This is a genomic window from Mesorhizobium sp. WSM3224 (genome assembly GCF_000427725.1).
Lineage (GTDB): Bacteria > Pseudomonadota > Alphaproteobacteria > Rhizobiales > Rhizobiaceae > Mesorhizobium.
The window spans coordinates 22,555-29,638 of the sequence record NZ_ATYO01000039.1 but is presented as its reverse complement, the minus strand read 5'-3'; the positions used below and the strand labels follow the sequence as shown (position 1 = coordinate 29,638).

Genomic DNA, 7,084 nt, shown 5'->3' with positions numbered 1-7,084 from the left:
TCTGAGGGCGCTCCAGAGCGCGCCGTCAGTCCCGCCAAGGCAGGTCCCGGGCCAGGAGACGCAAAGCTACATCCCGCCACGTCCAGTGTGGCGCCGTGCTCAATCAGCGCAAGACCAAGCCGCTGCGCGGCGGCTGGACAGCCGGCCTTGCGCCGATCTGCGCGCGACGCTTTCGAGCGCCCTATGGTCGGGACGAACAGCTGCCCCACGATCAAACCAACAGCTAGCAGATCAACCTCTTGACCCAATGGCCCTCATGTGAGGGGAGAAGGAGAGGAGCTACGCATTCCCGATCAGCACCCCTGCTCCGAACACCAGCGCGCCGCCCAGCACCACCTGGAAGGCGGCGCGCCAGAACGGCGTCTGCATGTAGCGGTTCTGGACGAAGGCGATCGCCCAGAGTTCGAAGAACACCACCACGGCGGCAACCGCCGTGGCCGTCCAGAAATGCGGGATGAGATAGGGCAGCGCGTGCCCGAGCCCGCCCAGCGACGTCATCAGGCCGACCGTCAGCCCGCGCTTGATCGGCGAGCCGCGGCCCGACAGCTTGCCGTCATCGGAGGCGACTTCGGTGAAACCCATCGAAATGCCGGCGCCGATCGAGGCGGCCAGCCCGACCAGCAGTGTCTGCCAGGTATCATGCGTGGCAAACGCGGCGGCGAAGATCGGCGCCAGCGTCGACACCGACCCGTCCATCAGCCCCGCCAGCCCCGGCTGCACATAGGTGAGGATGAACTGGCGCTGCTCGGCGGTTGCTTCCTCCACCTTGATCTCGCCCGGGACATGTTCCTGCTCCAGCCTGTGCGCCGAGCTTTCGTGGCTCTGTTCGGCCACGGCGAGGTCGTCGAGCAGTTTTCGCGTCGAGGCGTCGGTGGTGCGCTTGGCGGCCTCGACATAGAAGCGGTAGGCCTGCTGCTCCATCGCTTCGGCTTGCCGCCTGACATGCTCGATGCCGAGCGGTTTCACCAGCCAGTCGGGCTTGCGCTCGAAATAACCCCTCACATGCTCGCGCCGCAGCAGCGGGATGCGCTCGCCGAAGCGCTTGCGGTAAAGCTCGATGAGCGAATCGCGATGGCCGTCCTCTTCCTCGGCCATTGCCTCGAACACCTTGGCCGATTGCGGAAAGTCCTGCGCTAGGCCATCGGCATAGGCGCGGTAGATGCGCCCGTCATCCTCCTCGGAAGAGATCGCCAGCGCCAGGATCTCCTGCTCCGACAGTGAATCGAACGAACGGCGGCCGAAGCCGAAAACACGGGAAAGCATGATGAGATCACTCTAGTTTAGAATAATTCTAAACTAGGATTTCGGCTGCCGGACGTCAATCGCGAACGGCGCGGGCTGCGCGCGCAAATGGGTGATCCAGCGGAATTTGCCTGACCCTTCATTATTGCCGAATGTTCGCCTATATAGGCGCCGACAGCCAAATCGAAGGAGACCAACGGAATGACGGACAAGAAGCCACCGCACAAGTTCGATGCGAAGCCCGTTCTCGACCTCATCGCCAGCATCGAGGCCGACCTTCAGCGCCTGAAGGGTCTTGTCGAAGAACAGGTCGAAAAGTTCGATCCCGCCAACCCGCATAACAAGACGCCGGACGGCAAGCTGACCGAGGAAGGTGCTGAGTGCTGCTACCGCATGTTCGACGAAGGCAAGTCGCGTTACACGGTCGCCCAGCAGATGAAGATCTCATTTGCCGCCGCCACCCACCGCTTCAACAATTGGCGCAAGCTCGGCGGCAGCAAGAGGACAAGGACGCTGCTGGGGTGAGGGGGCGGCCCGCGGGGGATCAGAGGAGGTCCTCACAGGCAAAATCGCTAGCATGGTCCTTTTGCTGCGAATGGCGCCGGCGCGGAAGCTGCCAATCTCCCCCCTTGTGGGGGAGATGTCCGGCAGGACAGAGGGGGGTGTGAAGGAACGCCAACCTTTCCGGCAAACCTGGGGAGCCAGCAACTTGCAAGCGTGCTCAGCATTGAACGGCTGATATGTCGGCGGGACAGCACCCCTCTCTGGCCTGCCGGCCATCTCCCCCGCAAGGGGGGAGATCAGCAGTTCCGCCGTCGCTATCATCGCCAACCTTGTCTCCATCACATTTTTTCGTTGGCGCGCCGGGACGATTTCCGTGCACGATGCCGGGACTCATCCTGCGAGGCCCACAATGTCCACCCTGCCCGGCATCTCCGACATCCGCGCCGCCGCCGAGCGGCTTTCCGGCCTGATCGTCGAAACGCCGCTGATCGAGTCGCCCGAGCTCAACAAGCGCTATGGCGGCCGCATCCTGTTCAAGCCCGAGACGCTGCAGCGCACCGGCTCCTTCAAGATCCGCGGCGCCTACAACAAGCTGTCGTGCTTAAGCGAGGAAGAGCGCAGCCGCGGCGTCGTCGCTTTTTCCTCCGGCAACCACGCGCAGGGGGTGGCGGCTTCGGCCGCGATGTTCGGCGTCAGGGCGGTCATTGCCATGCCCATCGACGCGCCGGCGCTCAAGGTCGGCAATGTCCGCAAAATGGGCGCCGAAGTGGTGCCGTTCGACCGTTTCAAGGACGACCGCATGACGGTCGTCCGCCCCTATATCGAGAAGGGCATGGCGTTGGTGCCGCCCTTCGACGATCCGGCCATCATCGCCGGCCAGGGCACGATCGGGCTGGAGCTGATGAGGCAGGCGCAAGCCCTTGGCGTGGCGCTCGACGCCGTCGTCGTCCCATGCGGCGGCGGTGGCCTGTCGAGCGGCATTTCCGTCGCCGTGAAGGACGCCTCGCCGCGAACCGCCGTCTGGGCCGTCGAGCCGGAGCATTTCGACGACACGCGCCGCTCGCTGGCCAAGGGCGAGCGGGTCGCGAACGAGCCCGGCCACAGCTCGATCTGCGATGCGCTCCTCACCGCCGAGCCCGGCGCCATCACCTTCGAGATCAACCGCAGGAATCTCGCCGGCGCCATCGCCGTCTCCGACAAGGCCGCCGCGCAAGCGATGCGCGACGCCATGGCGCATCTGAAGCTGGTGGTCGAGCCCGGCGGCTGCGTCGCGTTTGCCGCGCTCGCCTCCGGCGAGATCGACCTCGCCGGCAAATGCGTTGCCGTGGTGCTCTCCGGCGGCAATGTCGATCTCGGTACTTACGCCGAGATCATGGCCGCGGCGTAGATTTCAGGAGAATGCGGGGCCGCAAGCCGGAATCGCTGCGATCCGTCACACCCCTCTCTGTCCTACCGGACATCTCCCCCGCAAGGGGGGAGATCAGCTGTCGCCGCTGCTTTCGCCAATCACCAACGTTGCAGGAGTAGGTGGGGCGCCGAAACAGCCAATCTCCCCCCTTGCGGGGGAGATGCCCGGCAGGGCAGAGGGGGGTGCTGTCCCTCCAGCGCTAGAACGTCTTCCGCCATGCATTGATCAATCCAGCGTCCGTCTGAACCGCACCAGCGCCACCCCTGCAAACAGCGCAACGAACGCCACAAGCCAGCCGATTTCCACCGCCACTGCCGGCAGCTCCGCGCCCTTCAGCATGACCGCGCGGGTGATGCGCAAAAAATGCGTCAGCGGGAATATCTCGCCGAAGATCTGCGCCCAGCCCGGCATGCCGCGATAGGGGAACATGAAACCCGACAGCATGATCGACGGCAGGAAGAAGAAGAAGGTGAGCTGCAGCGCCTGCATCTGCGTGCGTGCGATCGTCGAGATCGTGTAGCCGAGCAGCACCAGCGAAAGCACGAACACCAGCACCGCCGACAGGAGCAGCGACATCGAGCCCATGAAGGGAATGGCAAACAGAAGCTTCGCCGCCGCCAGCACCACCACCACCTGCACCGCGCCGACCGCCAGGTAGGGCAGCACCTTGCCCATCATGATCTCGAGCGGGCTGGACGGCATGGCCAGAAGGTTTTCCATCGTGCCGCGCTCGGTCTCGCGCGTCAGCGCGATCGAGGTCATCATCACCATCGTCATCTGCAGGATGACCCCGAGCAGGCCGGGAACGATGTTGTATTGCGAGATGCCTTCGGGGTTGTAGCGCCGGTGCACGACGACATCGAGCTGGCCGCGCGCCGCTTCCTTGGCTGCTTCCTGCGTGCCTTGCGCCCTCAACAGCGCCTGGCCGGCCACGGTGCTCAGCGTCGAGATCGCGCCGCTGGCCACCGCCGGGTCGGTGGCGTCGGCCTCGATCAGGATCTGCGGATTGTCGCCGCGCTCGACCCGCCGCGCGAAATCGGCGGGGATGGTGACGACGAAGGAGACATCGCCGCGCGCCATCAGGAATTCGGCTTCCTCGGCGCTTTGCGCGACATGGTCGAAGCGGTAGTAGCCGGTGGTCTGAAGCGCCGAGACCATGGCCCGCGTATAGGGATCGCTGCTGGTCGCCACGAGTGCCGCCGGCAGGCTCTTCGGGTCGTTGTTGATCGCATAGCCGAACAGCACCAGCTGGATCAGCGGCACGCCGAGCATCATGGCGAAGGTGATGCGGTCGCGCCGCATCTGGATGAATTCCTTGATCAGCAGCGCACCGAGCCTGGCGAAGGAGAAGACCGCGTTCATGCCATATTGTCCTTCGAGCCGGACATGAACTGGATGAACACATCCTCCAGGCTGGTCTCGCCGGGCTTCACCGTCACGCCCTTGTGCTCCTTCTCGACATCGGCAAGCGCCTTTTCGAGCGCCGCCTTGTCGGAGCCGACGACATGCAGCGTGGCGCCGAACGGCGCCACCTGGTCGACGCCGGGCCGGCCCTGCAGCGCTTCCGCCACCTGGTCGAGCTGCGGCCCCTGCAGCACGAAGGTGGTCAGCCCGGCGTTCCGCACCACCTCGTCCACCGTGCCGGTGGCGAGCATCTTGCCGTAGGAGATGTAGCTGATGCGGTGGCAGCGCTCGGCTTCGTCCATGTAGTGGGTGGAGACCAACACGGTCAGCCCGCCGCCGGCCAGCCGATGGATCTCGTCCCAGAATTCGCGCCGCGCCTTGGGATCGACGCCGGCCGTCGGCTCGTCGAGCAGCAGCAGCTTCGGCTTGTGCATGATGCAGGCGGCCAAAGCCAGCCGCTGCTTCCAGCCGCCCGAAAGCGTGCCGGCCAGCTGGTTGCGGCGGCTCGTCAGGCCGAGATCCTGAAGCGTTCTCGCCACATATTGTTCGACCGGTCTCAACCGGTAGAGCCGCGCCACGAATTCGAGGTTCTCGCCGATCGTCAAATCCTCGTAGAACGAGAATTTCTGCGTCATGTAGCCGACTTCGCGCTTGATCTTGAGCGCGTCGGTAAGGATGTCGAACCCCAGCACCGTGCCCTCGCCCTCGTCCGGCGTCAAAAGCCCGCACATGATGCGGATGGTCGTCGTCTTGCCCGAGCCGTTCGGCCCGAGGAAGCCGACGATCTCGCCTTCGGCGACCGTCATGGTCACATGGTCGACGACGGTCTTGTCGCCGAAGCGCTTGACCAGCCCGCGGACGTCGATGGCGCTCATTGCCCCAGATCCGCGAGATCGACGTCGACGATCTGGCCGGGCTGCAGCGGGCCGGCATTGCCTTCCGGCCGCGCCTCGACGAGATAGACCAGCTTCTGCCGGTTCTCCAGCGAGTAGATCACCGGCGGCGTGAATTCCGGATCCGGCGAGACATAGCTGACGCGTGCCTTCAGCCCCGTCCCGCAGCCGTCGCAGCGGACGTTGAGCTCGGTGCCGACCTTGACCGCCGAAAAAGCGCTTTCGGGCACGTAGACGCTGAGCTTCACGGCGCCGTCCGGCAGCATCGAGATCACCGGCGCGGTCGGCCCCGCCGTGTCGCCGGGATTGCGGATGACGTCGTTGACGCGGCCGGGCGAGGGTGCCGCAAGAACACGCTTCGACAGGCGCCATTTAGCCTGCCCCAATTCCGATTGCGCCTGCTTGACCTGGTTCTCGGCCGCTTTGATCATCTCGGCCCGCCCGGGCAGGCCGCCGACAGCGAGATTGGCCTCGGCCTGGCCGACCTGCGCATTGGCGGTCTCCAGCGAAGCGGAGGCCGTATCGTAGTCGGCCTGCGTGCCGGTGCCGCGCTTGTAGAGGTCGCTGGCGCGTTCATATTTGCGCTTGGCGTCGGCGGCCTGGGCTTTCGCCATGTCCACTTGCGCCTTGAGCACGGCGATCTCTTCTGGCCGCTTGCCAACCTGCAGGTCGGCAAGCTGCGCCTCGGCCTGCGCCAGTGCGGCTTGCGCCTGCGTCACGGCGATCCTGGCGTCGGCGTCTTCCAGTGTCGCCACCGGCATGCCTGGTGTCACCCGGTCTCCGCGCCTGACGCCGACCGTCGCGACTTGCGCCACTTCGATCGGCGCCATCAGCACATATTCACCCTCGACATAGCCGACGGCTAACGGCGCGGCCGGCGCGCAGGCGCCGAACAGCTGGGCCGCGAGCGGCAGCGAACAGAGAAAGCTCATGATTTGCCCTTCCTGCCGGCGGCCGGCCTGCGTGCCGCCAGCATTGCCCGGAGGTTGTCGGTCGTGGCCGCCACCACCTTGGCGGCCTCTTCATTGCCGATTTCACGCCAGCCCATCCGGCGCATCACCGCCTCGCGGCCGATGCGGAAATAGATGACCTGTCCGATCAACGTGAAAACGGTGAGCCGGGTTTCCTCGCTCTCGGCCGGCTCGCCGGTGGCCTGCTCCCAGATCTGGCACAGCCGCCGGTGCGTCGGCTCGAACACCCCGGCATAGATGCGGTCGAGCGCGGCGGTCGGATGCGAGAGCTCGCGAAGTACGAATTGTACGATCTGGCCGGCCTGCGGACTGGCCACGACGAAGCCCACCATCCGCTCGAGCGCGGCGAAAAGCTGGGCCCGGGCCGCCTCCGGGTTGAGCGGCGCGGCGGCCTGAGCACCGCCCAGCGCCTCGCCGGCGATCCCTTGTATGGTGTCGACGATATGGTCGGCGGCGGCGGCGCGCAGGCCTTCCTTGCCGCCGAAATGATAGGCGATCGAGCCGATATTGGCCTTGGCCTCCGCCGCGATCGCGCGCGTCGACGTGCCGTCGAAACCTTGCCGCCCGAACAGCTTGAGCGCCGCTTGCACCAGCGCCGCGCGCGTTTGATCGGCGGTGCTGGCCTCGCGCTGCTGCCTTTTTACACCTGGTTGCTTGTTCAT

The 7,084-nt window shown here is 65.6% G+C and carries 7 protein-coding genes; 2 read left to right on the top strand and 5 right to left on the bottom strand.

What is annotated here, in order from left to right:
* Positions 1–279: 279 nt before the first annotated feature.
* A complete protein-coding gene (gene mbfA, locus YU3_RS0131930; RefSeq protein WP_027170005.1) occupies positions 280–1,263 on the bottom strand; it encodes an iron exporter MbfA in 984 nt (327 codons plus the stop codon).
* A gap of 180 nt (positions 1,264–1,443) precedes the next feature.
* On the opposite strand from mbfA, the gene YU3_RS0131925 reads away from it, so the two are divergent.
* Both YU3_RS0131925 and YU3_RS0131920 read left to right on the top strand, forming a co-directional pair.
* Positions 1,444–1,767 carry a hypothetical protein gene (locus YU3_RS0131925; protein ID WP_027170004.1) on the top strand — a complete coding sequence of 108 codons (324 nt, stop codon included), beginning with the start codon at positions 1,444–1,446 and terminating at the stop codon, positions 1,765–1,767.
* Positions 1,768–2,155: 388 nt separating this feature from the next.
* A complete protein-coding gene (locus YU3_RS0131920; RefSeq protein ID WP_027170003.1) occupies positions 2,156–3,133 on the top strand; it encodes a threonine/serine dehydratase in 978 nt (325 codons plus the stop codon).
* Between the two features lie 246 nt (positions 3,134–3,379).
* Here YU3_RS0131920 and YU3_RS0131915 read toward each other — a convergent pair whose 3' ends face one another.
* From YU3_RS0131915 to YU3_RS0131900, 4 genes are read right to left on the bottom strand one after another with little or no spacing between them, the layout of a single operon-like run.
* Positions 3,380–4,516, bottom strand: a complete 1,137-nt coding sequence (locus YU3_RS0131915) for an ABC transporter permease (protein WP_027170002.1) — start codon at positions 4,514–4,516, stop codon at positions 3,380–3,382.
* On the bottom strand, positions 4,513–5,433 hold the full coding sequence (locus tag YU3_RS0131910) for an ABC transporter ATP-binding protein (RefSeq protein WP_027170001.1): 921 nt from the start codon (positions 5,431–5,433) through the stop codon (positions 4,513–4,515). Before YU3_RS0131910 ends, YU3_RS0131915 begins: the two co-directional genes overlap by 4 nt.
* Entirely contained in the window at positions 5,430–6,383 is a 954-nt protein-coding gene (locus YU3_RS0131905; protein ID WP_027170000.1) for an HlyD family efflux transporter periplasmic adaptor subunit, read from the bottom strand. The genes YU3_RS0131910 and YU3_RS0131905 overlap by 4 nt, the downstream gene beginning before the upstream one ends.
* Positions 6,380–7,084, bottom strand: coding sequence for a DUF1956 domain-containing protein (locus YU3_RS0131900; protein ID WP_027169999.1), 705 nt, complete (start codon positions 7,082–7,084; stop codon positions 6,380–6,382). The genes YU3_RS0131905 and YU3_RS0131900 overlap by 4 nt, the downstream gene beginning before the upstream one ends.

Coding starts and splice junctions, on each gene's coding strand:
- YU3_RS0131905 (WP_027170000.1), bottom strand. CDS start 6,383: ATGAGCTTTCTCTGTTCGCTGCCGCTCGCGGCCCAGCTGTTCGGCGCC.
- YU3_RS0131910 (WP_027170001.1), bottom strand. CDS start 5,433: ATGAGCGCCATCGACGTCCGCGGGCTGGTCAAGCGCTTCGGCGACAAG.
- mbfA (WP_027170005.1), bottom strand. CDS start 1,263: ATGCTTTCCCGTGTTTTCGGCTTCGGCCGCCGTTCGTTCGATTCACTG.
- YU3_RS0131915 (WP_027170002.1), bottom strand. CDS start 4,516: ATGAACGCGGTCTTCTCCTTCGCCAGGCTCGGTGCGCTGCTGATCAAG.
- YU3_RS0131920 (WP_027170003.1), top strand. CDS start 2,156: ATGTCCACCCTGCCCGGCATCTCCGACATCCGCGCCGCCGCCGAGCGG.
- YU3_RS0131925 (WP_027170004.1), top strand. CDS start 1,444: ATGACGGACAAGAAGCCACCGCACAAGTTCGATGCGAAGCCCGTTCTC.
- YU3_RS0131900 (WP_027169999.1), bottom strand. CDS start 7,084: ATGAACAAGCAACCAGGTGTAAAAAGGCAGCAGCGCGAGGCCAGCACC.